General features: G+C 56.1%; 24 protein-coding genes and 4 pseudogenes. 18 read left to right on the top strand and 10 right to left on the bottom strand.

The genetic code is table 11. From position 1 onward, the window contains the following. Positions 1–109 precede the first annotated feature (109 nt). A complete protein-coding gene (locus RHIBR816_RS0133440) occupies positions 110–703 on the bottom strand; it encodes a HupE/UreJ family protein (RefSeq protein WP_018240945.1) in 594 nt (197 codons plus the stop codon). 494 nt (positions 704–1,197) lie between these two features. Beyond that, positions 1,198–1,345: pseudogene (locus tag RHIBR816_RS38835) on the bottom strand (short-chain fatty acyl-CoA regulator family protein); the annotation flags it as partial. On the opposite strand from RHIBR816_RS38835, the pseudogene RHIBR816_RS0133435 reads away from it, so the two are divergent. Continuing rightward, a pseudogene (locus RHIBR816_RS0133435) lies at positions 1,340–1,753 on the top strand (citrate/2-methylcitrate synthase); the annotation flags it as partial. The pseudogenes RHIBR816_RS38835 and RHIBR816_RS0133435 sit on opposite strands and share 6 nt — an antisense overlap. Positions 1,754–2,107: 354 nt before the next feature. On the opposite strand, the gene RHIBR816_RS36975 reads toward RHIBR816_RS0133435, so the two are convergent. Continuing rightward, positions 2,108–2,383 carry a serine hydrolase domain-containing protein gene (locus RHIBR816_RS36975; protein WP_245262825.1) on the bottom strand — a complete coding sequence of 92 codons (276 nt, stop codon included), beginning with the start codon at positions 2,381–2,383 and terminating at the stop codon, positions 2,108–2,110. Positions 2,384–2,698: 315 nt separating this feature from the next. Here RHIBR816_RS36975 and RHIBR816_RS36970 point away from each other — a divergent pair. Then, positions 2,699–3,459 (top strand): IS5 family transposase gene (locus RHIBR816_RS36970; RefSeq protein ID WP_085929596.1). Its coding sequence is split into 2 segments (ribosomal slippage): positions 2,699–3,023 and positions 3,023–3,459, totalling 762 coding nucleotides; the frame shifts between segments, so codons are not numbered across the junction. A 93-nt stretch (positions 3,460–3,552) separates the two neighbouring features. Next, complete coding sequence (locus tag RHIBR816_RS0133415) at positions 3,553–4,584, top strand: IS110 family transposase (protein ID WP_018240940.1); 1,032 nt, start codon at positions 3,553–3,555, stop codon at positions 4,582–4,584. Between the two features lie 481 nt (positions 4,585–5,065). Here the strand turns inward: RHIBR816_RS0133415 and RHIBR816_RS35210 are convergent, their stop codons facing one another. Together RHIBR816_RS35210 and RHIBR816_RS39160 are read right to left on the bottom strand one after the other, a co-directional pair. Continuing rightward, positions 5,066–5,596, bottom strand: a complete 531-nt coding sequence (locus RHIBR816_RS35210; RefSeq protein WP_018240939.1) for a transporter substrate-binding domain-containing protein — start codon at positions 5,594–5,596, stop codon at positions 5,066–5,068. Positions 5,597–5,634: 38 nt separating this feature from the next. Continuing rightward, positions 5,635–6,012, bottom strand: a pseudogene (locus RHIBR816_RS39160) (phage integrase N-terminal SAM-like domain-containing protein); the annotation flags it as partial. Positions 6,013–6,766: 754 nt separating this feature from the next. On the opposite strand from RHIBR816_RS39160, the gene ehuB reads away from it, so the two are divergent. From ehuB to RHIBR816_RS35200, 8 genes and pseudogenes are all read left to right on the top strand, one after another. After that, positions 6,767–7,636 carry an ectoine/hydroxyectoine ABC transporter substrate-binding protein EhuB gene (gene ehuB / locus RHIBR816_RS0133395; protein ID WP_018240936.1) on the top strand — a complete coding sequence of 290 codons (870 nt, stop codon included), beginning with the start codon at positions 6,767–6,769 and terminating at the stop codon, positions 7,634–7,636. A 64-nt stretch (positions 7,637–7,700) separates the two neighbouring features. Next, the gene (ehuC, locus tag RHIBR816_RS0133390) at positions 7,701–8,366 is read left to right on the top strand and encodes an ectoine/hydroxyectoine ABC transporter permease subunit EhuC (protein ID WP_018240935.1); all 666 of its coding nucleotides are present in this window, start codon (positions 7,701–7,703) and stop codon (positions 8,364–8,366) included. Further along, complete coding sequence (ehuD, locus tag RHIBR816_RS0133385) at positions 8,363–9,028, top strand: ectoine/hydroxyectoine ABC transporter permease subunit EhuD (RefSeq protein WP_018240934.1); 666 nt, start codon at positions 8,363–8,365, stop codon at positions 9,026–9,028. The genes ehuC and ehuD overlap by 4 nt, the downstream gene beginning before the upstream one ends. A 43-nt stretch (positions 9,029–9,071) precedes the next feature. Continuing rightward, the gene (ehuA, locus tag RHIBR816_RS0133380) at positions 9,072–9,893 is read left to right on the top strand and encodes an ectoine/hydroxyectoine ABC transporter ATP-binding protein EhuA (protein ID WP_026187722.1); all 822 of its coding nucleotides are present in this window, start codon (positions 9,072–9,074) and stop codon (positions 9,891–9,893) included. 223 nt (positions 9,894–10,116) lie between these two features. Continuing rightward, complete coding sequence (locus tag RHIBR816_RS0133375) at positions 10,117–10,848, top strand: aspartate/glutamate racemase family protein (RefSeq protein ID WP_018240932.1); 732 nt, start codon at positions 10,117–10,119, stop codon at positions 10,846–10,848. A gap of 414 nt (positions 10,849–11,262) precedes the next feature. Next, positions 11,263–12,102 carry an aldo/keto reductase gene (locus tag RHIBR816_RS0133370; protein ID WP_018240931.1) on the top strand — a complete coding sequence of 280 codons (840 nt, stop codon included), beginning with the start codon at positions 11,263–11,265 and terminating at the stop codon, positions 12,100–12,102. A 453-nt stretch (positions 12,103–12,555) separates the two neighbouring features. After that, positions 12,556–12,774, top strand: a pseudogene (locus RHIBR816_RS38830) (ISL3 family transposase); the annotation flags it as partial. 23 nt (positions 12,775–12,797) lie between these two features. Then, the gene (locus tag RHIBR816_RS35200; RefSeq protein ID WP_157628316.1) at positions 12,798–14,156 is read left to right on the top strand and encodes an ISL3 family transposase; all 1,359 of its coding nucleotides are present in this window, start codon (positions 12,798–12,800) and stop codon (positions 14,154–14,156) included. A gap of 215 nt (positions 14,157–14,371) precedes the next feature. On the opposite strand, the gene RHIBR816_RS38825 is transcribed toward RHIBR816_RS35200, so the two are convergent. The 5 genes from RHIBR816_RS38825 to RHIBR816_RS39155 form a co-directional block, all read right to left on the bottom strand. After that, positions 14,372–14,599: a hypothetical protein gene (locus tag RHIBR816_RS38825; RefSeq protein ID WP_018240927.1), complete on the bottom strand. Its 228-nt coding sequence runs from the start codon at positions 14,597–14,599 to the stop codon at positions 14,372–14,374. A 185-nt stretch (positions 14,600–14,784) separates the two neighbouring features. After that, positions 14,785–15,966, bottom strand: a complete 1,182-nt coding sequence (locus tag RHIBR816_RS38820) for a recombinase family protein (protein ID WP_245262824.1) — start codon at positions 15,964–15,966, stop codon at positions 14,785–14,787. After that, positions 15,921–16,472, bottom strand: coding sequence for a recombinase family protein (locus RHIBR816_RS38815; RefSeq protein ID WP_245262822.1), 552 nt, complete (start codon positions 16,470–16,472; stop codon positions 15,921–15,923). The genes RHIBR816_RS38820 and RHIBR816_RS38815 overlap by 46 nt, the downstream gene beginning before the upstream one ends. Before the next feature lie 286 nt (positions 16,473–16,758). Beyond that, positions 16,759–17,220 carry a helix-turn-helix domain-containing protein gene (locus tag RHIBR816_RS0133345; protein WP_018240925.1) on the bottom strand — a complete coding sequence of 154 codons (462 nt, stop codon included), beginning with the start codon at positions 17,218–17,220 and terminating at the stop codon, positions 16,759–16,761. Positions 17,221–17,343: 123 nt separating this feature from the next. Continuing rightward, a complete protein-coding gene (locus RHIBR816_RS39155; protein ID WP_018240924.1) occupies positions 17,344–17,673 on the bottom strand; it encodes a DUF5372 family protein in 330 nt (109 codons plus the stop codon). An 11-nt stretch (positions 17,674–17,684) separates the two neighbouring features. On the opposite strand from RHIBR816_RS39155, the gene tnpB reads away from it, so the two are divergent. The 7 genes from tnpB (at position 17,685) to RHIBR816_RS0133310 (ending at position 23,750) form a co-directional block, all read left to right on the top strand. Continuing rightward, complete coding sequence (gene tnpB / locus RHIBR816_RS39150; RefSeq protein ID WP_084811399.1) at positions 17,685–17,870, top strand: IS66 family insertion sequence element accessory protein TnpB; 186 nt, start codon at positions 17,685–17,687, stop codon at positions 17,868–17,870. A 62-nt stretch (positions 17,871–17,932) separates the two neighbouring features. Beyond that, positions 17,933–19,585, top strand: coding sequence for an IS66 family transposase (locus tag RHIBR816_RS0133335; RefSeq protein WP_018240923.1), 1,653 nt, complete (start codon positions 17,933–17,935; stop codon positions 19,583–19,585). A gap of 290 nt (positions 19,586–19,875) precedes the next feature. Beyond that, on the top strand, positions 19,876–20,892 hold the full coding sequence (locus RHIBR816_RS0133330) for a thiamine pyrophosphate-dependent dehydrogenase E1 component subunit alpha (protein ID WP_018240922.1): 1,017 nt from the start codon (positions 19,876–19,878) through the stop codon (positions 20,890–20,892). 3 nt (positions 20,893–20,895) lie between these two features. Then, positions 20,896–21,897: an alpha-ketoacid dehydrogenase subunit beta gene (locus RHIBR816_RS0133325; protein WP_018240921.1), complete on the top strand. Its 1,002-nt coding sequence runs from the start codon at positions 20,896–20,898 to the stop codon at positions 21,895–21,897. Between the two features lie 29 nt (positions 21,898–21,926). Beyond that, entirely contained in the window at positions 21,927–22,163 is a 237-nt protein-coding gene (locus RHIBR816_RS0133320) for a biotin/lipoyl-containing protein (protein ID WP_018240920.1), read from the top strand. Beyond that, positions 22,163–22,852, top strand: coding sequence for a 2-oxo acid dehydrogenase subunit E2 (locus tag RHIBR816_RS35185; protein ID WP_084811398.1), 690 nt, complete (start codon positions 22,163–22,165; stop codon positions 22,850–22,852). Before RHIBR816_RS0133320 ends, RHIBR816_RS35185 begins: the two co-directional genes overlap by 1 nt. Before the next feature lie 67 nt (positions 22,853–22,919). After that, on the top strand, positions 22,920–23,750 hold the full coding sequence (locus tag RHIBR816_RS0133310) for an aldo/keto reductase (protein ID WP_018240918.1): 831 nt from the start codon (positions 22,920–22,922) through the stop codon (positions 23,748–23,750). The last annotated feature ends 1 nt before the right edge of the window (position 23,751 follow it).

Below are 23,751 nucleotides of genomic sequence, written 5' to 3'. Positions count from 1 at the left end.
AAAACTGCGGTTAAGCGGAGAGTGATGGCTCGCAGCCACGCTCCCCTTTTCTTGAATCTCCCGAGTGTGAAGCCACCAAAGCAGCCGCTTACCGGACGCTTATCAGCCACTAAAGAATCCCAACCATAAGCCCGAGGCCAACTGCCGCAGTCGTTGCGCCTGCCAGCTGTACCAAACTCCGAAGCCGTCCACTTAGCAATAGACCCAATCCAATACCAATGCCGTGCAGAAATGCCGTGGCAAGTGCGAGGCCGGTGAAATACTCAAGATACCCCGCCGCCCAAGGGGTTTCGGTGCCGTGAGCGTGACCGTGGAATATCGCAAAAACGCCGATGACCAGCGTGCCTGTCACCACAGGCAGATCCGCCGCGGCAGCGGCTACCAGCCCTACTGCCACAATCGAGCCGAGGATGACGTACTCGACCAAGGGAATGGGCACGCCGGCAATACCCAGCACAGCCCCGACAAGCATAAGGCCGACGAATGCCGCCGGCCAAGCCCAGAGGGCTCTCTCTCCTTTTATGGCCGCCAACAGCCCGATTGCAACCATTACGATGATGTGGCCAAGACCAAAGAGTGGATGTACAAGGCCGGCAGTAAAGGAATAAGCGGGGCCGACTCCGACATGCGAGAATGCTGGCTCGTATGAAACTGCAAGTATGATCGCCGCGAAGAAGTTTCTAGTGGATGTGTTTCGACTCATCAGATCGTCCCTCGATGTTGCTCGCTAGAACCGCGAGCGGCCAACTTTTCGCTATCCGCCGGGAACGATGCGTGCCCGGGTTGTGAGTTTGGTCATTGCCATCCAGCTTTGAAGGCACCAAAACCCGAATTGACGATCCTCGCTGCGCGACACAGGTGACTGAAGTCGGCTTTTGCAACGGTCTTGCCAACCTGGTGTCCCACCGTTGCCGTGGATGCATGATGATTTCACTGCCCCGGGGCGTTGACGCATGGCTCGTGCTCACATTGCCTCATCACTCCATCAGGAAACGGTAGGGTGACGTCGGCGTTTAGCCGCCATGAATATAGCAGCCGCAAGTGAGGCGTCTTGCACGCATTTGCCGTGACAAGATGCAGGAAATTGGCTTTTTTGTGCAGGATGTGCATTAAAATGGCCATCTTGGAAGACCCCCATCGGCGAAATACTCGCTTGTGTAGCGGCGAACCTCGTGTGGCGAAGCAAATTGAACACCTCCCCAGTGCGGCGACGCGATCGTTCCGCGGAGTCGCGAAAGCTCCGCCTCCGGAGCTCACCGTGCGAGCGACAGAAAAAAAATCGCTGGCCGTCGGGTAACTCCAGCCACTGGGCGACCACTTTTAGCGGTGTTGTGAACACCTGATGTCGCGCGCCGTGGATCGCACCTTCGTCCTGCACGCCGACCACGAGCAGAATGCATCGACCTCGACCGTGCGGCTCGCCGGTTCGTCGGGCGCGAACCCCTGCATCGCGGCCGGCATCGCCTGCCTCTGGGGTCAGGCGCACGGCGGCGCCAACGAAGCCGCGATGGAACTCGAGCGCATTGCCCTGACCGACGAATATTTCATCGAAAAGAAGCTCTATCCTAACATCGACTTCTATTCTGGAATCACGCTGAAGGCGCTAGGCTTCCCCACCACGATGTTCACGGTGCTCTTCGCGCTTGCCCGCACCGTCGGCTGGATCGCGCAATGGAAAGAGATGATCGAGGATCCGGAACAGCGCATCGGTCGTCCGCGTCAGCTCTATATCGGCGCACCGCTGCGCGATTGATTACGTGCCGATGTCTGAACGATAAGCCTTGTCGCCAGCACTGTTGCGCTCCTCCCCGTCCCCTGAATCGAAAAGAAATTGAGCTGACCTACTAGCTTCCCGCGGGAAGCTGCCATTTTCCCGCTCACGCCCGGTATCACAGATGCCGGGCCCCTTTTTGCCATGGTCGGACGGCTGTTCATCCACGGTTTAGAATTCAGCGCCTATGGTCGATTAATCGAGTAATCGAAGACTCTCCCCTGCGAATCTGATCGAAGTCTGCATTGACAATGCACGCAGCATGCCACCACCATGGATTGCGCGGGCGATTTTTCCATTCGCCATCCCACTGCCCAAAGTCACAAGATGTTGCGGTTACCTGAGCGAAAGGGATAAGCCTTTTCCCTTATCGACCAGCATGGCCATCGCCAAGGCTACAACCCCCTTGCTGGAAGACCAGACATTGACCAGTGTGCTTTGACGCCACGGGCGAGTACGCTGAGGATCTTCATAACCGCCCCAAAGGTCGACAACAGCCTTGCCATCGACCACAACGGCCACGCCACCACCGTGCTCGATGCCCTGATCGAAGCAGCAAGCGAATGCATCGCGTACGGCTGAAAAATGCGGATCACACGAACCTTTGATCATCACTATTACCTCCGTGCTTTTATTCGAAGTTCTATCCCAACTATGGCACAATGCGACGCCGGGAGCAGGAGCCATCTACACCATCAATCGAGCAGGCCTTCGCCAAGATCAAACACAGTTCGCCAGGCCCAGAAACGCACCGTCGAGAACACCTGGCGACACATCGCGTCGTCCAAACCATAGAGGCATGCGAATGGAACAGCTATTCGGCAATGCTGGATACGCTGCCGTAAACACATGAAAAGACTCTAGGCTCAGGACCCATTGATTTGAAGTGATATCTATGATTCAGGCGGCTGCGAAGGAGCCTGAATTATGAGTAATTTGTTTTGGCTGTCGGACGAGCAAATGGCTCGCCTTCGGCCCTACTTTCCCAAGAGCCATGGCCGCCAGCGCGTTGACGATCGACGTGTCCTGAGCGGCATCATCTTCGTCAACCGCAACGGGCTCAGGTGGTGTGATGCGCCGAAGGAATACGGTCCGGCGAAGACGCTTTATAACCGCTGGAAACGCTGGGGCGACAAAGGCATCTTTATCCAGATGATGGAAGGCCTGGCTGTGCCTGAAGCTGCAGAGCACAAGACCATCATGATCGATGCGACCTATCTCAAGGCCCACCGCACGGCTTCCAGCCTGCGGGTAAAAAAGGGGGCGCGGGCCGCCTGATCGGCCGCACGAAAGGCGGCATGAACACCAAGCTTCATGCCGTAACGGATGCGAATGGTCGACCGATCAGTTTCTTCATAACAGCCGGTCAGGTCAGCGATTATACCGGTGCTGCCGCCTTGCTTGATGAACTTCCCAGGGCCAAATGGCTGCTGGCCGACCGTGGCTATGATGCCGACTGGTATCGTGACGCTTTACAGGCGAAGGGGATCACTCCCTGCATTCCGGGTCGCAAATCCCGCAACAAGGCCATCAAATACGACAAACGCCGCTACAAACGGCGCAACCGGATCGAGATCATGTTCGGGCGTCTCAAAGACTGGCGGCGGGTAGCGACGCGCTATGACAGGTGCCCAATGGCCTTCCTCTCCGCAATCGCTCTCGCTGCTACCGTTATCTTCTGGCTCTGATCAACGAGATGGGGTGGTTGCCGCCCTCCCTGACGGCATCAAGCTGTGCCAGCGTAGCGTTGGTTCAAGCTACGAACGGAGAGGACGGCGACCATGAGTATCGATACGATGATTGGCGTGGATCTGGCAAAGTCTGTTTTTCAGGTTCACGGGGCGTCGATGAACGGCGAGGTTCAGTTTCAACGCAAGCTTTCGCGGCAGGCATTTCGCACGCTTATGGCCCGACATCCGGCCGCCGCGGTCGTAATGGAGGCGTGCGGTAGCGCCCATTACTGGTCCCGTGTGTTGAGCGGATTTGGCCACGAGGTCAGGCTGATCGCGCCGCGCTACGTCCGCCCATTTGTGAAGCGCCAGAAGAACGACGCAGCCGATGCTGAGGCGATTGTGGTGGCGGCCCAGCGGCCCGAGATGCGCTTTGTTGAGCCCAAAAGCGAGTCTCAGCAAAGCGCTGCGATCCTGTATCGATCACGCCAGCGCCTTGTGCGTCAGCGGACCGAGACGGTGAACGCCTTGCGGGCGGCTTTGTATGAGTTCGGGCACGTTATCCCTCAGGGCATCCAGCAAGTCGGCCCCATCCGCGCGATCCTGGAGGCGCCCAACAGCGATCTGCCGACTTTGATGCGCGAGGAGTGCGTAGCGATGCTCGAGCAGATCGCTGTGCTCAATGGCTGGATTGATAGGAAGACAGCAAAGATCAAGGAACTCGCAGCCGCCACACCGGTATCGAAGCGATTGCAGACCATGCCAGGTATCGGCCCCGTGGTGGCGATGGCCGTGGAGACCTTTGCGCCTGACATGGCGTGCTTCCACAATGGCCGTGGCTTTGCGGCCTGGCTTGGATTGGTGCCGCGACAGTTTTCATCAGGTGGTAAGGAGCGGCTCGGGCGGGTCTCCAAGGCCGGCCAAGCCGACATCCGGCAGATGCTGATCATTGGCGCCATGTCGCGATTGAACTGGATGGGACGCAAGTCGATCCCGGAAAGCTCATGGCTGGCTCGCATGATGGCCCGAAAGCCGCGCATGCTGGTCGCCATTGCGCTGGCCAACAAGATGGCGCGTCAGATCTGGGCCATGCTGACAAAGAACGAGGACTACAAGAATCCGATGCCGGTCATGGCTGCCTAAAGTGAGGCAAACCCAGGCAGGCTGGATGAAAGGGGTGTGAGAAGGCGACGACCCGAATGGGCAAAATGATCGAACAGATCTGGATCAGGAAAACCAGTTCAGGACTCCGAGCCACTTGAGCTCGGCAATGAGATTTGGACCTGACCCGCGGATCACCATACCGGCCAGCGGCCTCCGAAAGCGCCGCAATCAAGGCCTGACAGAAGACCGCATTCGATCACCAGTTCAGAAGGTCAGAAACCCTCTTGCATCACGGGCGGCAACCACAGAAGTCCTGAGCCTAGACAACCGAATGCTCCAATCGGAATGCCACGTTACCTCTTTGCGCCACGGTGCCACGGCATCAGGCGGGAACGTTGCTGTCGTTCTTCACTGCTTGTCCGAACCGCGTCAAACGGCTTGGTTCGCTCATGGTAGGGTGGGCCACTCCTCGCGCCCGTTGTTGAAACGACCGCGAGGCTTGCGCTTACTCGCCTAGCATTCAGCCCTTGCAAAGTTCGTCCGTCGTGACATTGCCGGGTAAGTGGCCTTTGGTGTAACCATACTGGCTGACTGCCTTCAACATTTCATCGGAACCCATATAGTCCTTCAAAGCGGCGTTGAACGCATCGACGGTGGCCTGTTCATTGGATGCGAAAGCGACGGAGGGATATCCGGGTTTGCCCCATGGTGTATACGGACTCGCTGTCTCGACGCTGTTATCCTTCTCGACAAGTCCCTTAAAGCCGAAGTAGTCGATAGTCCCGGCGGCGGCGCGGCCGACCTTGACGGCTAGCGCAATCTCGACTGCCGTGGCCACCTGCAGGACTTTATCGTCAGGGATACCGACTTCTTTTGCCCATTTTACGCTAATGTAGCCGGCGCCCGTCGCCATTGTTAGTCCTTTATCCCGAATGTCTTGGTAAGAATGGATGTTATCAGGATTCCCTTTCCGCACGATCAGCGCGTCAGGAGCCTTAGCGAGCGGCTGCGCAAATAGTACATTGCGGCAGCGGTCGGGCAGGATGAACATGCCGCACCGATTTCCTGCAGATTCGACGATTTATATTAAGCCGTTTTCAGCGCCACCCGCGCCTTCAAGCTGGAGAGGGCTTGCAGGAATTCCGCGACCTCGTCGCTGGAAAGAACGACGGGCAACAGGCAAGGCTCGCGCATAGGGAATATGCTCCGGGATTGTGGTCCTGGCCGAGCGTTACGCCATAAAGGAATCTGAGCGCGCAGCTGGTTCAACCCCACCAGGAGGTGCCAGTCGACACGAGGTGAACCTGGAAGGCATGGACATCATCAAGGCCCACCGATCCGGCGACCGGCCGAAATGGCGGCTAAACTCTGCGACTGTTAAAGATAGGATTGCTGCGTGGCCGGAGATAGATTGCGCACCGTCATGTCCTCGATCATCCGGCGACGCAGAGGGCTCATCTCGGCCATTCGGATCTCCTGTCTGAAGGGTGGGTTGGTAACACCCAAATCCTCTCGGACAGGAGGCAGTCTCTCAAAAGCGGGCACCAATTGCCGCGACTACTGGCTTTGTGTAACCATCCGGCCAAGTTCGGCTGTAGGAGCATAAGGGGCAGCGGGAACGCATTTAGATCGAGTTTGCCTAATCTCATGTTCAGCTGTTCAGCGGCCACTTACCCGTTGATTGGCGCTGGGAAGAAATTACCCAGGAAGTGGTCGTCACGGCTGTCCCGTCGGATACCATCGCGCCGAGCAGCGACGAAGCACGGCATGCTCGTATGAAGCCTCTCTGGAACTTGGTCATCATCGTCTGCATCATCGGCTTCACGAACTCGGTGCTGGGCGACACACACTCCGGTGCATTCGATGCACACAAACAGTTCAAGGGTTTCCTTCGCTCGCCGATGATCTATGGATTTCGCCACAAAACACCGCTGCTTAGGAGATTTCCGTTACGCCCTCCGCCAGTTTTGCCGTCTTGTGCAGCATTCGTGCAATAAGAAAGCCCAGAACGCATAACTCCTGCGCCAACAGTCCTTTATTTAACAAAAGCGGCAATGACGTCCTTGCTAATGTGACAGTACGGCAGCAGGTATCCCTTGGGAGCAAAAAAGGAGCTCACTCAAGGTTTGCACCTTGCAGCCGTTTAACAAGGGGAACTGCCGCAACGTCGTAACTAATAAAATGCTTTTCGAGGCGGCGGCTAACAAGTGGAGATCTAGAAATGAATGATCGCGTATTCACCTCCTCGCGGCGCTCTCTGCTCAAAACGATTGCAGCAATCGGCATCGTCTCGCCGTTCGTCTCGCTCGCTAAGTCAGCGTACGCGGCGCAGTCACTTCTTGAGCGAATAAAAGCGGGAGACGTTGTTAAGCTCGGTTTCGCAAATGAAAACCCATACGGGTATCCGGGTGACAAAGGCGAACCGCTCGGCTTTATCAATGACATAACCATCCAGGTGCTTAAGAAGCTCGGTACGACCAAAATTGAGCCTATTCAAACTGAGTGGGGTTCTCTGGTTCCTGGCCTCCAAGCTGGCCGGTTTGATGTTATCACTGGAGGCATGTTTGTGCTTCCAGACCGCTGCAAGAACATGCTTTTCACAGAGCCGTTGGGAAAGTTTGGCGATGCTTTCCTTGTGGCGAAAGGAAATCCTCAGGCGCTCCATTCTTTCCATGATATCCGTGACAAGGGCCTGTCGATCGTGACCGGAGCAGGATGGTTGTCTGTCAAGGCCGCGAGGCAGGCAGGCATCCCTGATGACAAGATCCTGCAGGTCGCCGGCGCACCTGAGGTTGTACAGGCTGTTAAGAGCGGCCGCGCAGCGGCAGGCTCGGGCGACTACTTCGTTATGAAAAGGTTCGTTGACAACGATAATTCACTAGAACTGGCCGATCCGTTTCAGCAAATCATGCCCGAGGGGTATCCTGCGCTGGCCTTCTTGCCAAGTCAGCAGGAAGAGGTGGACGCTTTCAATGCCGTATTGAAGGATTATCTTGGCTCCGATGAAATGCTGGCACGAGTTGCAAAATACGGATACACGAAGGAGCACCTGCCAGGAAGCAAGACCACAGCCGACCTCTGCAAGGGTTAAACGCTCCGCTTATCGGAGCTGTCTCTCCGGCCAATAGCCGGAGAGCTTTCTGCAGGAAATAGAGATGAATAGTAGCACATTCATTGCTACCGCGCTTGCCGACGGGTTGTTGACGACGCTTGTCATAACGTTAGGCGCATCTGCGGTGGCCATCATTCTCGGAATCACAATCGGCTACATTCGCGTGTCCTCGTTCTGGGCCTTCCGCTGCCTAGCGATCATATACATTGAGTTCTTTCGAGGGACATCTCTCCTGGTGCAGCTTTATCTCTGGTTTTTCGTGTTGCCATTTTTCGGCGTTACGCTTTCGCCGTGGACCGTAGGGATTCTTGGCATCGGAATGAACGTTTCCGGATATGGCGCTGAGGTAGTTCGAGCGGCAATCCAAAGTGTTGATCGGGGTCAATATGAAGCCAGCGTGGCACTGAATTTTTCCCGGTTTGCCATGATGCGCCGGATACTCCTTCCTCAAGCAATACGTGCTATGTTGCCGGCCTGGGGAAACCTACTAGTCGATCTGCTTAAAGCCACCTCGCTAGTCTTCTTCATCACAATACCCGAACTGACCAGCGCTTCGAAGCAGGCCGCAGACACCACGGGGAATTACTTGCTCTTTTTCGCAGTAGCGCTGTTCAGCTATTACCTGATAGCGCGACTTCTTGTAACACCGTTCGTTCGGTTGTCGGAACGCCGGTTTTCCCGCGGCTTCGTTCGTGAGGCGGTAGCATGACTTGGGACTGGTCTGTCGTTTGGGAAGCTTTCCCATATCTATATCGTGGCGCGATCGTCACTATCCAGGCAACGATCCTCGGTTTCGCAATCGCGCTCATCCTCGGTCTCTGCTTTGCATTAATCCGCCAATCCCCAAACCGCATTGTTTCCGCCAGCGTAACCGAAATCGTCGAGTTTATCCGATCAACACCCCTCCTGCTGCAGGTGTTTTTTGTGTACTTCGTCGGACCGCAGTTTGGGCTGAATATTTCCGCATGGGTCGCTGGGGTTGGAGTTTTGGGAATTCATTACGCCGCCTTCTGTTCAGAGTGCTATCGAGCCGGAATTGAGAATGTCGAGCAGGGTCAGTGGGAAGCTTGCACCGCTCTCAATCTCTCACCGATACGCAGCTGGCGGGTAATCATACTACCCCAGGCGATCCCTCCTATCGTGCCCAGCTTAGGCAATTACTTGATCAGTATGTTCAAGGACACACCAGTGCTCGCTGCGATTGCGATACTGGAAATGCTGCAGCAGGCCAAGAATTTTGGCTCCGATAACTACCGATACCTCGAAGTCATCACTATGTCAGGTTTCTTTTACTTGGTTTTTAGTTTGATCGCGTCTGCAATCGTACAGGCGGTTAGCTATTGGCTGAACCGCCGCTATCACCTACTGTAGGAGGTCCAATATGAGCGACTCGATCAGCCGCATTGGAAATGTCATGGCACTCAAACCAAGTAATCTACCCGTCAATCCGGAGCTTTCACCGGCGAAGCCCTTTGTCCGATTCGAAAATGTCTCGAAGCGCTACGGCACATATACCGTGCTTGATAACCTTAACCTCGACATCGCGCGGAACGAGAAGGTATCGATAATCGGCCCGTCAGGGTCAGGAAAAACGACCGTTCTCAGGATGTTAATGACTTTAGAGCGAATTAATGACGGCATAATCTGGGTGGATGATGAGCCACTCACGCACATGCAAAAGAATGGCAAGATGGTCCCCGCAACCAACGCGCACATGCGGCGCGTCCGGGGCAAAATTGGAATGGTGTTTCAACACTTTAACCTCTTCCCACATATGACCGCCCTCCAAAACTGTATGGAAGCGCCAATATCTGTGTTGGGCCTCAGCAAGCAAGAAGCCGAAGCACGGGCCGCTGAATTGCTCGACATGGTGGGCCTCGGCGATAAAAAGAAACACTATCCAATCCAGCTTTCTGGCGGGCAAAAACAGCGTGTGGCGATTGCCCGCGCGCTTGCCATGCGACCGAAGGTGATGTTGTTTGACGAGGTCACTTCCGCGCTTGATCCTGAACTCGTTGGGGAAGTCCTAAACGTTATACGCAAGCTGGGTGCAGAGCACGACCTCACGATGCTCATGGTCACCCATCAAATGGGTTTTGCAAAGGAGTTCTCTGACCGCGTATGCTTCTTTTACGGGGGGAAGATTACTGAGCAGGGCCCACCTGACCAACTCTTCGGCAACCCACAAAATGAGCGAACTCGTCAATTTCTGAGCGCGGTGCTGGAGGCCGGCTAATCGGGAAACCTACGACCACCTATTGCTATGTGCAGGGTTCACCTCCCGACGGTGCAGAGATAGCCAGCCGTTGCAAAAGTTACAGCTCCCGCGAACCATGACGGGTCGATTAGCGCAGCATTGCGCATGCTCGGTGGGATTTAACAAGTATGACGCGGGAGCTTGGCGCAGATCGTTTAACTCTAGTACGCAGCCAGTGCGGCTCGCGCTTGAAAGGATTGACATGAGTACTTTTCGCATTGGAGTCATCTATCCGTCTGACGGAACCCTTGACCGGGAATTTTGGCAATTTGCCCCACCCGAAGCAACGATCCATGTTACCAGGGTTCGCTTTCCCGAAGCGCCAGCCACGCTTGAACTCGTGCAGGGGCTGGTCGATGATGAGGACTTGGATTTAGCTGCGGAAGCGCTACGTCCGATTCGACCTGCAGCAGTTGCCTACGCCTGTACGTCAATTAGCTTTGCGAGGGGCTTATCAGGAGACAACTCCATCAAGCAAAAAATTGAAAAAGGTGCGGACTCGCGGGCTACCACTACTTCTAGCGCTATCGTTGCAGCGTGCAATGCGCTGGGTGTCAAGCGGATCGCAATAGGTGCACCCTATCCTGCAGAAATCACATCACAGTTCCAGAAGTATCTCGCTGAATCCGGACTGGAACCCATGTCCAGTCGAAGCTTGGGGGTGGCTCAGGCCGTCGGCAGAATTGAAACGGACAGGATCTTTAAACTCGCTCAGCAGGCAGACACCTCAGAAGCAGAGGCGGTGGTTCTCGCATGCACGGACCTAAACACGTACTCCATAATTTCTGATCTTGAACAAGCTCTAGGCAAGCCAGTTATCACAGCAAACCAGGCCACGATTTGGCACGCCTGTCGCATTGCTGGTTACGACGGAACGGACGGGGCCGGCCGGCTGGCGCGAGCCCCTTTGCGCAACTTAGTCACCAAGGAATAATGCCATCGGTGTATGGAAAGACCGTAAGCGGCAATGAGGCCGTTTAGCAGGCGAAGGTTCACGGCATGAGCGCGTCGATTTCGCTGCCCGACCAGCCCTTGGCAAGGCGCTCGAGGGATTGCGTGAGCTAGGCAAGCATATCGACGTTGATCATCTTCGCCGCCGAGCACCTTTTCCAACATACCAGTTGAAAAGCGCTTCTCTCGCCGTTTCTGTTGGAGACTTGTCACGGACACGATGACGTCCCCGGGAGTTCTCTATTCCCGGTTGGCAAGCTGGTCGCAGTTGGATACCTCGAAATACCTCCCCCTCTCGCATCAGCCGGAATATTCTTGAGAAGTCTGATGGAGATCATCACAGATCCAAGCCAGCTGCATAAATCTTGCGCTCTGAAACTTTGGGGTTTCCACGATCATGTTGTATGTTGAAACTAAAACTGCGAGAATTCCTTCCATCGGCTTGGGTACTTACACGTTATTGGGAGAAACCTGCTCGGAGCTAGTAGCACAAGCATTACAAATTGGCTACCGTCACGTTGATACCGCCCCTATTTACGAGAACGAGGCTGCTGTCGGCGAGGGTCTCCGCTATTCAGGAGTGTCCCGAGAGGAGTACTTCGTTTCAACCAAGGTCTGGTACACCGACATCGCTGAAGGCGATCTTGAGCGCTCGGCAGAGGCAAGCCTTCGTAGACTGGGTCTTGATACAATCGACCTACTCCTAATCCACTGGCCGCACCCGACAATTCCGCTTGCGGAGTCGATGCGTGCATTGAACCGTGCGCGTTCTTCCGGCCTCACGCGAAATATTGGTGTATCCAATTTTCCGAGTTACTTGCTAGCTGATGCAGTGCGCCTTTCAGAATCACCGCTGGCGGCCAACCAGGTCGAATATCATCCTTACCTGAGCCAAGCTAAGGTTCACCGCGGATGCCGGGACGCGGACATGGCAATGGTGGCTTACAGCCCCTTAGGGCGCGGCGGTGATTTGCTCAACGAACCTGCAGTATTGACAGCTGCGAGTAAGCATTCCAAGAAGCCGGTACAGATATTGCTAAGATGGCAGGTTCAGCAAGAAGGAGTGGTGGCCATACCGCGTGCCGAGCGTGTGGAATGGCTCCGCGAGAATTTCGACGTTTTCGATTTCGAACTCGCAGCTGATGAAATGGCAAGCATTTCAGGCCTCAGAGTGCGAAATGCGCGATTCTACGTGAATGAGGGATACGACGTTCCGGAATGGGACGCCAACAGTTGAGATCCCTGGTTATGGGATGGCCCGCCTTCCGAAGACATCTACTATGATGCGGGAGTTGCGTCCGTGACTGGCAGGTCCTTGTGTTTGTGCATGCTTGTCACATTGCCTCAGGCAGATTGTTACTGAGCGAGTTCGTTGCCTCACCTAGAATGGGACCGTGACGGCGACGGCATATGGCGCCCTCATCGCTAGGGGGGTATCATGACGACGAAGATGACGCGCGCGATGCGTATGGGAACTCGCCAATGCGATCTGGGGTCGCTAATCCACCGCCGCGAATAAGGACAAGCGCAAAGAAGCAGTTGGTAAGCGGCAAGCAGACCCCGTCTGGCGGAAGGGGTGAGCTGCATAGCGGCAATCAAGGGTTCTTCCGCATATTTGGTGCAGGAGGATCCACGTGTGGCGCGAATACGGTCATAGATTCGGAATCGTAGTCTATGCAGTGATTTGCTCGTGCTTCACTTTTTCAACTCGTTGCTTCCCTCGAATTTCGAGGTCGTGGAGATCGTGCGCCAATGTGGCGCTGTCGTTATTTCGGCGCGGTCGATTTCGGCCTCGTCCAATTGCCCCACTTGCGACCGATCCAGCGGGCGCGTTCACAGTCATTACCTGCGCCGGCTTGCCGATCTGCCTTTCCAGGATCAAGCTGCGGCGATCCGACTTCGCGCCAGGCGTTTTCGTTGTGTCGACAGACAATGCGTAACGCGTATCTTCACCGAACGATTTCCGGGATTGGTTTCGGCCAAGGCCCGTCGAACCGCCTCAGAGCGGCGCAAACGGCGGTCGGACTTACGGCAGGAGGCGAGCCCGGCGGTCGCTTATCGCAAAAGCTGACCATTCCTGTGAGCGGCGATACACTTCTGCGAATGGTGAGCTCATCGGTGCACGAATCCTATCCTGCCCCTCGGATCGTTGGTATCGACGATTGGGCCTGGCGCAAGGGCCAGCGTTACGGCACGATTGTCTGCGATCTGGAACGCAACCGCGTTCTTGATCTGCTTCCCGAACGAAATGCTGATGTTGTAGCCGAATGGCTGGCCCGTCATCCTGGCGTAGAAATCATCGCCCGCGACCGTGCTGGCGTTTATGCAGAAGGGGCACGACGAGGCGCCCCTGATGCCGCTCAGATCGCGGATCGATGGCATCTTCTCGCGAATTTGGGTGAGGCTCTTCGTCTGGCGGTCGGTCGTCATCGCAAAGCTGTCCGTCTTGCCGGCGTCGCCGCGATGAATGAGATCGCCGCAGAAAGTCATGAGGTCCCCGAACACCCATCGCAGAAGCAAACATCGCTGCAAAGCTTGCGGCACCAGCGAAAGCTGCAACGTCGTGATCTGTATGAGGAGGTGATGCGCCTGCGTGATGCCGGGATCACCTCTGCGAGGCAGATTGCGCCGCAGGTCGGCATGAGTGTGCGTACAATTGAACGGTGGCTGGCAGCGGGCGGTGAACCCGAACACCACCGCCCTTCGGTTCAATACCATACCCTTCTGGCGTTCGAGGATTATCTTCTTCGACGTTGGAACGAAGGATGTCACAATGGTCGACAGCTTCTGTCCGAGATCAAAGCCCAGGGATTTAAAGGAAGCCGTGCCACTGTTTACCGATGGACCGCAGACCTGAAGAAACAGCAACAATCCTCCAAACGAGAAAAGAGCCGTCCCTGGCGACCGCCATCCCGGCGAAGATGTGCATGGCTTCTGGGTCAGGACCCGCAATCCTGTGATGCGAAGGCCGCGTGTTTCCTGAAGCATGTTTACGAACATGCGCCGCAGCTTTCGGTTGCCGGGCATCTTTCTCGCCGATTAGCAGCAATATTGCGGGGTGATGATGCCTCCCTCCTGGAGGGATGGATCGCTGAGGCCGGGGACAGCGAACTGGCCTCTTTGGCTGCCGGAATTAGCCGCGACATCGAGGCCGTCCGCGGCGCGATCAATCATCGATGGACGACCAGCCCCGTCGAGGGTCAGATCAACCGCCTGAAGACACTGAAGCGGCAGATGTATGGTCGTGCCGGCTACGCACTGCTGCGCAGTCGCGTTCTAATGGCGGCATAGCTGATAGTCAGAATGCCGGGGACGGGAACCATTCAGCATTGCCTGTGGCGGAGCATCGGCCTTAGATTTGTTCGAAGCTCTACAAGGATTGCGATATGGCTGCGCATCAGACTTCCTTCAAACGAGCGGACAGAATTAAGATCGTCTGGTGGGGCGGCTCCGGCGTCTGCCTTTACGCCAACGATCTGCATTCATACTGCATCTCTCTTTCGGGTTCAGTTGAAGGTTTTGGCGTGTCTGGCATTTTCCTTATGGGCGGCCACGCGATCGACGAGCTGGTTCCATCGACTGGATTGCTTTTGCGGTAAATCTGTCTTCGGAAGCTCGTACAGGTAGTAGTGTCCGTTGTAGGCATGGCTGGTGACGAGGCCATGTTCGGCCCATCTGGCGAGGGTATGCTCATGGATATTGAGGTGTGCAGCCGCCTCCTTCTTTGTCAACATCCCACGATCCCGGAGCCGGTCATAGCGTGATCTCAGCTTGTATTCGCGAACAAGATAGGTGACGCGTTTGGTTGTGAAGCGGGCGTCGCGCTGGTCACGGCGCGTCACCGAGCCCGGACGGTGTCCCTGATTATTGAGAATGTCGGCGATCTCGGAAAAAATATGATCGTCGAGGAGTTTATCGATCAGTTGGATGACGTCGGGGTTCGTCTTGACCTGCTGGCTTGGCGATTTTGGGCTGATGGTGACGAGCGTCTGGGTTTTACCGCCCTTGAAGTGCGAATATGAGCCTTGGTTGTGCCTCTCTTCGGTAGTTTGAGGAGGGTGACGTCCTCAATGATGTGGGCAAGCAGACGCTTTCGTTCGCGGTTCGGGGTTTCTGGGTTGGTCCAGAGTTTTTTGAAGTCCGCCGTCATTGCGACCAACCGCTCGCGGACGGCCTTATCAAGGATGAATTGATCGTGCTCCTGGCCGCGCTCGCGCTCTTCGCGGGCATTGGCTAAGATGCGGAGCTTCTCGTTCCATTCGCCTTCGAGCGTGTCGGCGACGAGGCGGTTATTGGGATCGACGAGCATGAAACGGCGCTGGGCGAGATCGGCTTCCGTTTGGGCGCGCTCGATTGCGCGACAGCGCAGCCGATCCGCCTCTTCATGTCGCGCTTCGATCTCTTTGCGGACTTCAATCGCCAGTTCGATGGCTGCCGGCGTCATCTGCTCGGCGATCAGGATACCGATGGCTTCGTCGACGGGAGGTGCAGCAATCGCCTGGCATAGGGGTTCACCGCGATCGCTACGGGCGCGATCACAAACGTACCAGGCTTCCTGCCGGCCGCGTCGGGCGGCGTAGCGCATGCGAAAATGCCTGCCGCATTGCCCACACACGGCCCGCCCCTGCAGCAGTGCCGGGCCTTCGCGCGGAGGTGATGCGACCGCCGCGTTCCATTTGTGGCAGATGTTCGACTTCAGAATCTTCAAGTTCTCCTGATGCTGCTCCCAACTGATGTAGCCGGGATGGGCATCTGGAATGCATGCCGTCCAATCATCATTATCTTGTTCACGCACAATCCTCTTGCCATCAATGGTGCGTCGATAGCGGCGGCGGCCATAGGCATAGGCTCCGGCGTAACGTGGATTGTGCAGGACGCGCATCGCCGTCGAAGGCGTCAGCGGCCGGAAAACCGTCTGGCTGCCGTGCAGACGGGAGGGAAAGAGAATGCCCTCTTGACGAAAGGCCTTGACGGTCTGGGAGGCGGATCCGACGCGAGAGAATGTCTCGAAGAAATGGGCGATCGTCTCTCTGACTTGCATGTCCGGATCAAGCGTCACGTTGCCGGAATGGTCATAGACCAGCCCGGTCGGGAGGGGCAACGGAACTCGCCACGCCGGGCCTTATTGAGGATGCCGCCGCGCAGCCGTGCCTTGATCACATGCAGTTCGGCCTCACTCATTGTTCCCTTGAGGCCGAGCAGGAGCCGGTCGTTGAAACTACCCGGGTCATAGACGCCGTCCTCGTCGAGGATCAGGGTATCGGCGAGAGCACAGATCTCGAGCAGCCGCTGCCAATCGGCATTGTTGCGCGCCAGACGAGAGACCTCCAGGCCCATGACGATCCCGGCATGCCCCATGCCGACATCGCTGACCAGCCGCTGAAATCCCTCGCGCCAGACCGCCGATGCGCCGGATTCGCCTTGATCATTATCGATGACGATAATCTGCTCCTCGCGCCAACCAAGGGCGATAGCACGGCCGCGAAGCGCATATTGGCGCATGGCGCTCTCGGTATTGTCGATGACTTGCCGCATCGAAGATTGGCGGATGTAGAGGTAGGCGCTGCGTTCACGGTGATGAGACTGGACTTTGAGGTGTACATTCATGGTGCTCTCCGTTGGTGGATGCTCATGGCGATGGTCGCCAGGACATGAACGACGGCGCTGAGTTCGCCGTGCGCCGGTCGGGTGGCCGATGACAGGTAAAACTGGCCTTGATCAGGGCATGCCGCTGCAGGCAGTGCGCGGGCCCATCCCCACATGCCGCGGCGCAGAAAAAGCATGAGGCCGCTACGGGCCTTGAGCGGCAGAACTTCGCCGAGAGCTGCGCTGCGCAGCACCTCGTACTGGTCCGCGGTGGCCGGCAATGAACATGCCGATGCCGTGGCAACTTCTAGCGGATCGTTTCTTTTAACAGCCGCTCGATCGTCCTGGGATGAAGTGCGACATCGAGTTCGTTGCGGACCAGCTTGGCGAGTTCGCGCGCACGAACGGGCTCGCCCGGTACCAGCCGCGCCTGGAGAAATGCCAGGACTTCGTCGTCGACCTTGTGGGGACCGCGGGGTCCCGGCTTTGCCGGTACCAGTCCGGCAATCCCACTCGTGTCGAAGTTTGCCTTGGCCTGGTAGTAGGTTGGCCTGGAAACACCATACTCGTCGGAAGCGTCCGTTACCGAGACATTGTCGATGGAGACGCGCCGCAGCATCTCGTATTTGACCTGGACGGCGTCGTGCGGATCGAAGAACTCGCTTCCCTGGAACTTCGGGTCGCGCACCTTCTCGGGATTTGGATTGAAGGTGCCCTCGTCGAGGAGGGTATCCATCTTTGATCGCTTGCCGCCGTACTTCGCAGGCATTGTAGGTTCCGGGTGCAAGATCGAGTGTTAATGTAAATCTATTTATACCGCCATTCTCGTTTAAATCAAGAGCGATTCCACATTGTATCACCAGAAATTGGCAGATATTACAGGATTTACCGCTCATTGCGGGGCCTCTTGCGGCATAATCTGGTTTACACTAGCGGCATAATTATCCTTACACTCCGCTCCCGACCGCGCTGCCAACCTGCCACAGAGGTGTTCCACCATGCTGGCTAGTTCCATCAAGTTCGAAACCAGCAAGAGCGCGCGCCCGTTGCTCGCGACAACTTCTGGATCAATGCTCACAAGATCAGTCCATTGAGGGGGAAGCGGCCATATGGCGCCATCCTCGGTCTGCAAAAGCAGACGGTCGCCCTGCAAGTTACCTCGCTTCCCAACGCAGGGCAGCTGCCGGCCGAAAAGAGGATGAAACTGATGGGTAACCAGCACTAGCTGCTGATCTGCGCCGGAAGGGGCTGCATTCTCAGATAAGGTACAAAATTCTTGAGCATGGAAACTTTGCCTGGCCCAAGGTTCAGGATGGGACGATGCGTCTTTCCAGGGGTCAATATGAGGCTTTGTTCGAAGGTCTTGACTGGCGACGGGTGATGGCGCAACGGATGAGCGCGCCGTCGGCGGCAGGGTAAATATCCGGCCGTCTTTGCATTGTTTTATTTGGCTTTTTTGTACTGCCTTGCTATAAGGCCGCATGTCGCCGCCGCTTGATCTCAGCCAGTTTCCGGACCTTCCGCCAGAGGTTGTCAAAGCCTTTGCGGCGATGCAGGTCGAGCTGTCGGTCGAGCGTGCCGCACGTCAGCATGAGCAGGCTGTGGTTGTCGAAAAGGACGCCTTCATCGCCGAGCTGAAGGAACTGATCGAGAAGCTTGAGGGGCAGGTTCACGACTATCGGCGCACGAAGTTCGGGCCGAAATCGGAAAAGCTCGATCCGGCGCAGATGGAACTGGCGCTGGAAGACCTTGAAACGGCGATCGCCGAAACACAGGCACGGATCGCCGCCGTCGAGAAGAAGATCGAAGCCAGCACATCCGATCCGGAAAAAGTCGCTCCTCGCAAGGAGCGTAAGGCCCGTGCACTGCCCGAACACCTGCCGCGGGTCGAGAGAGTGATCGAGCCCGAGAGCATCGTTTGTCCCTGCGGTTGCGGCAACATGGTCCGGATCGGCGAGGATCGGACGGAACGGCTCGACCGGGTCCCGGCGCGCTACGAGGTGATCGTCACGATCCGCCCGAAATACGCATGCCCAAAGGGTCGAACCGGCGTCGTCCAGGCCAAAGCGCCGGCGCATCTTTTGGAGGCAAGCTGGCCGACGGAAGCCCTTCTGGCGGAGATTGCCGTCTCCAAGCATTCCGAACATATGCCGCTCAACCGGCAGGCCGAGGTCATGGCGCGACATGGAGTGCCGATCGACCGCACTGTCCTTTCCGACTGGATGGGGCGCACGGGTTGCGAAATCGCACCGGTGGTCGACCATATGGCCAAACGGCTGCTTTGGGAGAGCACAAGGCTCTATGTCGACGAGACCACCGCTCCGGTTCTGGATCCGGGGCGAGGCAAGACGAAGACGGGTTATCTATGGGCCGTGCTACGCGACGACCGCGGCTGGAACGGCTTAGCGCCGCCGGGCGTGGTGTTCCATTATCGGCCCGGGCGTAAAGGCGAATATGCCGCCGAGATCCTCAATGGGTTCAACGGCACAATCCAGGTTGATGCCTATGGCGGTTACTCTCACCTCGCCACGCCAGACCGGGTGGGTGGCGACCCATTGAAGCTGGCTTTCTGTTGGGCGCACGGGCGCAGAAAGCTGATCAAGGCCACGCCAAAGAGCGGATCACCTATCGTCGACGAGGCGCTGGTGCGGATCGCCGCCCTCTACAAGATCGAAGACAGTATCCGCAGTTCAGATCCCGAACATCGCCGGGCGGTCCGACAGGACCTTTCCCTTCCGCTGGTGGACGAGTTCTTTACCTGGATCGCAGCACAGGCTTCGCGTGTCTCACGCAAGTCTGATCTCGGAAAAGCCCTGGCCTATATGCTGACGCGACAGGAGGGCTTCCGGCTGTTCCTGGGCGACGGCCACGTCGATATTGACTCCAACCTGGTGGAAAACGCCATCCGCCGCCCCGCCATGAACCGCCGCAATGCGCTCTTTGCCGGGCACGATGAAGGGGGGCGAAATTGGGCCCGCTTTGCCAGCCTGATCGGCACGTGCAAAATGAACGGCGTCGAGCCCTACGCCTACCTGTGCGACCTCTTCACCCGTCTCGCAAACGGCCACCTCGCCAAGGACATCGATGCCCTGATGCCATGGGCATACGCCGCCCGCATCAAAGCCTCACAATGAGCTCGTCAGATACTATCCGGTGAGCTCACATCCGGCCCGCAGGTAGCTTTACCCCGTAGCCTAAATTGTAAAATCAATGGGGCGTAGACGGCGCATACAGTGCACTGTGGCCGTTGCAGATAACGACTCGCAGTTTAGCTTGACGAGAGCTACGGCTCCGTCACGCACAATTTCTGCGCATTTTGTCATCAAAAGCAGGTATTCCACACATAGTGCCGTAAGTTCGTCGCAAACTGTCTTTTTCGGGGAGCTAGAATACTCCCATTCAGACGTTGGAGCGTTGATTGACTATGCACTTAAGCGATGATCAGAAGTTTGAAGCGTATAGACGGATGTTGCGCATCCGACGTTTCGAGGAAGAAGGTATGCGCCAGTCCAAAGCTGGGAGGATACCCGGTTCCTTCCATGCAAGTATCGGGCAGGAGGCAGCTATCGTAGGCGCCTGTTTGGCCCTTAGCGATAAAGACGCCATGACGGGAACCCATCGTTCACATGGCCATCCAATTGGGAAAGGTGCGCATCTGGATGCGCTGATGGCCGAATTGATGGGCAAAGAAGGTGGCATCTGCAAGGGCCGCGGCGGTTCGATGCACCTTGCCGATAAGTCCGTCGGGATCATCAGTGAATCCGCTATTGTCGGCGGTGGCTTGCCCCTCGCTATAGGATGCGCTTTCAGCGCCAAAATCCGCGATATCGACCAGGTTACGCTTTGTTTCTTTGGAGATGGGGCGGTCAACCAGGGCACGTTCCACGAAAGCTTGAATATGGCGTCGCTGTGGAAGCTTCCCGTGATATTTCTCTGCGAAAATAACGGCTATGCAATCTCGACGTCCGTTGCGCAAAGCCATGGCCAACCAGACATCGCTCTTCGAGCCGGTGGCTATGGGATGCCCGGGGTGACGGTCGACGGGCAAGACGTTGTTGCCGTATTCGGTGCTGCTGCTGAAGCCGTCAGGCGTGCACGGGCAGGAGAAGGTCCCACCCTCATAGTCGCGAACACTTACCGCTTCGACGAACATAACTTTGGACTCGTCATTCCAGGGCAGCCATACCGGCCAGTCGAAGAAGTGGAGGCTTACAAACGGGATCGTGATCCTATCAAACTGTACCGTACCCATCTTTTGGCTGAAGGGCTGTCAGAACAACAACTCGCGGACATTGAGGCCGAAGTCACAGCGGCTATAAAGCAGGCCGTCCAATTCGCGCTCGAAAGCCCGATGCCTAAACCTGAGACGCTGTCCGATTATATGTTCAATTCGCCTCTTGTAGGCCACAACAGTTTTGCAGCAGGGCTGGAGAGGAACTGAAGGATGGAAAACTTAAAGCAGAAGACTGAGCCGGCGACCGGCGCTTCCGTCCAGATGACTTATCTGGACGCGCTAATGCAAGCTCAGTTCGAGGAAATGGAGCGTGATGAACGCGTATTCCTGATGGGGGAGGACATTTCCGTTTATGGTGGTGACAAGCTCGTCGAGCGTTTTGGCAAGAACCGAGTTTGGAACATGCCGATCTCGGAGGGTAGTTTCACGGGTCTCGGCATTGGCGCCGCAATTAATGGCTCCCGTCCCATCGTAGATCTTTCAATTGCGAGCTTTGTGTACCTCGCCTCAGATCAGATTATCAATCAAGCTGCTAAGTTGCGTTATATGACGGGCGGACAGATTGACATCCCAATTGTATTCCGGTGCTGCATGTTCTCAGTTGGATCCAAGGCGGCCCAACATGCCGACCGACCGTATCCGTTTTTTATGAACGTGCCTGGGCTCAAAATTATTAGTCCAACGAGTCCAGCTGATATCAAAGGCTTGATGAAGTCAGCTGTGCGCGACGGAAATCCCGTTCTTGTATTTGAAGACACCCGCTTGTGGCCGCTCAAAGGTGACGTGCCCACCGACCCAGACTTCCTCGTGCCGATCGGAAAAGCAGATATCAAGCGAGAAGGCACAGACGTGACGCTTATCGCAATCGCTGGCGCTATCCGCCCAACCATGGAAGCTGTGAATGCTCTTTCAGCTGAAGGGATCTCTGTCGAGGTGATCGACCCGCGAACGCTAAAACCACTAGATCACCAGACGTTTAAGAAGTCGGTCGCGAAGACGGGTCGGCTGTTGATTGTTGAAAACGCCCATCAGGTTTGCAACGTTGGCAGTGAGATTTCTGCTGTGATGGCGGAGGAAGCATTTGACCTTCTGAAGAAGCCCATCCTTCGCGTTTGTGCTCCTGACATTCACGTGCCCTTTAGCCCGGCTTTGGAGAAGGACTTCTTCCCTTCTAAGAACGACATCATCGCTGCGGTCCGCCGCTTGCTTTGACACTTTGGATGCGGAAACGGAGTTAGAAAATGACAACAGAAGTAATCATGCCATCGAGTGGGATGGGTATTGAAGAGGCCACTGTAGTGAAGTGGCTGAAAAATGTCGGTGACCAAGTGAACGAAGGCGAGGTCATTGCTGAAGTTGAAACAGCGAAAGCAACTGTTGAGGTAGAAGCACCAGCTTCAGGAACCTTGGCGAGCATCGTGGCGGACGAAGGTGCCACGGTTGAGGTCAATGCTGTCATTGGAATGATAGAAGAGTGATGCCCGTTTCATTCACAGAAGTTCCACTCACACCACTGCGGAAAGCGATAGCCGCGCGCATGACCCAGGCTAAGCAGACGGTTCCCCATTTCCGTCTGATTGCGAAGATCGAAGTTGACAAGCTGATGGCTTGGCGAACCGCATTCAATGAAGCTGATCCGGCGTCGAAGGTGTCAATCAATGATTGCATCATAAGAGCGGTTGCGTTGTCTTTGATAGAGAACCCAGCCATCAATAGCCGGATGGCTGAAAAACATATTGAGAGGGTTCACACTGCGGACATTTCTGTCGTGATTGCTGTTCAGGGAGGTCTCGCGACGCCAGTTGTTCGGGGGGCGGAAAAGAAGTCTCTCAGGGCTATTGCCGCCGAGGTAAAGGGTTTCACTGAAAGAGCGGGACGAAACGCCTTGAAGATGAACGAAATTTCGGGCGGATCGTTCAGCATTTCGAACCTTGGCGGATACGGCGTCGAACAGTTTGATGCCATTATTAACGTCCCCCAATGCGCGATCCTAGCGGTTGGGAAGGCTACTCCTATCGTTGTACCGGCCACTGACGGGGCAGTCAAAGTCGCGACCGTCGTGACCTTCACACTATCTGTTGATCATCGCGCCATCGATGGCGCGGAAGCAGGCAGATTTTTACAGACGTTGCGCGAAGTTATCACTCATCCTGAGCGCTTGGCATAGCTGAAGTCCGGCTCCTGAATTGATGACTATGCGAGAAAATTGTAACGGATTATGCTGGAGGCTTTGATTGAGAAAGGTATTAGTGAACGGCGCGGCTATTCCCGTGATCGGATGTGGAACTTGGACCCTCAAGGGCGAGGCGTGCGCCGAGCTGGTAGCCGACGCGTTATCCCTGGGATACCGTCACCTGGACACGGGCTCCACTTATGAAAATGAGGATGCGGTCGGCGAGGGGCTGCGGCACTCAGGAGTGCCGCGCGACGATGTTTTCGTGACAACTAAGGTCTGGCTCACGGATATTGGACCGGGTGATTTGGAGAAGTCCGCAGAGAGAAGTTTGGAGCGACTTGGTCTTGACGTAATTGACCTGCTTCTCATTCACTGGCCCAATCCCGCGATTCCACTGGCAGATTCGATCAAAGCACTGAACAGGGCACGTAATCTGGGAATCGCGCGACATATCGGTGTGTCGAATTTTCCCAGCCACATGGTAGCTGATGCTGTGGGTCTGTCCGACGGACCTCTTGTGGCAAACCAAGTAGAGTATCACCCCTATCTAGATCAGAGCAAGGTGTATGCTAGTTGTCGCAAGGCTGGTATGGCAATGGTCGCCTATGCACCTTTAGGAAGCGGTCAGGCGCTTTTTCAGGAGCCAGTTATCGAAGAAGTCTCGAAACGCCATCAGAAAAGCCCGGTGCAAATCGTTTTACGCTGGCATATCCAGCAGGAGAATGTCGTGGCGATTCCGCGTGCCGAACGTAGAGAATGGCTAGCGGAGAACATCGACATCTTCGATTTTGAACTTTCCAATGAAGAGATGGCGGCTATTGCACAACTCCGGTCACGGAACATTCGAATTTATGATCGGGATTACGCTCCAGCATGGGACACCCCGTAGC

This window comes from Ensifer sp. BR816, from assembly GCF_000378985.1.
Taxonomy (GTDB): Bacteria; Pseudomonadota; Alphaproteobacteria; order Rhizobiales; family Rhizobiaceae; genus Sinorhizobium.
This window is presented reverse-complemented; position numbering and strand designations above follow the sequence as displayed.

Coding starts and splice junctions, on each gene's coding strand:
- ehuD (WP_018240934.1), top strand. CDS start 8,363: ATGACTTGGGACTGGTCTGTCGTTTGGGAAGCTTTCCCATATCTATAT.
- RHIBR816_RS35185 (WP_084811398.1), top strand. CDS start 22,163: ATGCCCGTTTCATTCACAGAAGTTCCACTCACACCACTGCGGAAAGCG.
- RHIBR816_RS0133375 (WP_018240932.1), top strand. CDS start 10,117: ATGAGTACTTTTCGCATTGGAGTCATCTATCCGTCTGACGGAACCCTT.
- RHIBR816_RS35200 (WP_157628316.1), top strand. CDS start 12,798: ATGCGTAACGCGTATCTTCACCGAACGATTTCCGGGATTGGTTTCGGC.
- RHIBR816_RS36975 (WP_245262825.1), bottom strand. CDS start 2,383: ATGATCAAAGGTTCGTGTGATCCGCATTTTTCAGCCGTACGCGATGCA.
- RHIBR816_RS0133325 (WP_018240921.1), top strand. CDS start 20,896: ATGGAAAACTTAAAGCAGAAGACTGAGCCGGCGACCGGCGCTTCCGTC.
- RHIBR816_RS0133345 (WP_018240925.1), bottom strand. CDS start 17,220: ATGCCTGCGAAGTACGGCGGCAAGCGATCAAAGATGGATACCCTCCTC.
- ehuB (WP_018240936.1), top strand. CDS start 6,767: ATGAATGATCGCGTATTCACCTCCTCGCGGCGCTCTCTGCTCAAAACG.
- RHIBR816_RS38825 (WP_018240927.1), bottom strand. CDS start 14,599: ATGTTGACAAAGAAGGAGGCGGCTGCACACCTCAATATCCATGAGCAT.
- RHIBR816_RS0133335 (WP_018240923.1), top strand. CDS start 17,933: ATGTCGCCGCCGCTTGATCTCAGCCAGTTTCCGGACCTTCCGCCAGAG.
- RHIBR816_RS0133370 (WP_018240931.1), top strand. CDS start 11,263: ATGTTGTATGTTGAAACTAAAACTGCGAGAATTCCTTCCATCGGCTTG.
- RHIBR816_RS0133330 (WP_018240922.1), top strand. CDS start 19,876: ATGCACTTAAGCGATGATCAGAAGTTTGAAGCGTATAGACGGATGTTG.
- RHIBR816_RS35210 (WP_018240939.1), bottom strand. CDS start 5,596: ATGTTCATCCTGCCCGACCGCTGCCGCAATGTACTATTTGCGCAGCCG.
- RHIBR816_RS0133415 (WP_018240940.1), top strand. CDS start 3,553: ATGAGTATCGATACGATGATTGGCGTGGATCTGGCAAAGTCTGTTTTT.
- RHIBR816_RS0133440 (WP_018240945.1), bottom strand. CDS start 703: ATGAGTCGAAACACATCCACTAGAAACTTCTTCGCGGCGATCATACTT.
- RHIBR816_RS38815 (WP_245262822.1), bottom strand. CDS start 16,472: ATGAATGTACACCTCAAAGTCCAGTCTCATCACCGTGAACGCAGCGCC.
- ehuC (WP_018240935.1), top strand. CDS start 7,701: ATGAATAGTAGCACATTCATTGCTACCGCGCTTGCCGACGGGTTGTTG.
- RHIBR816_RS0133320 (WP_018240920.1), top strand. CDS start 21,927: ATGACAACAGAAGTAATCATGCCATCGAGTGGGATGGGTATTGAAGAG.
- ehuA (WP_026187722.1), top strand. CDS start 9,072: ATGGCACTCAAACCAAGTAATCTACCCGTCAATCCGGAGCTTTCACCG.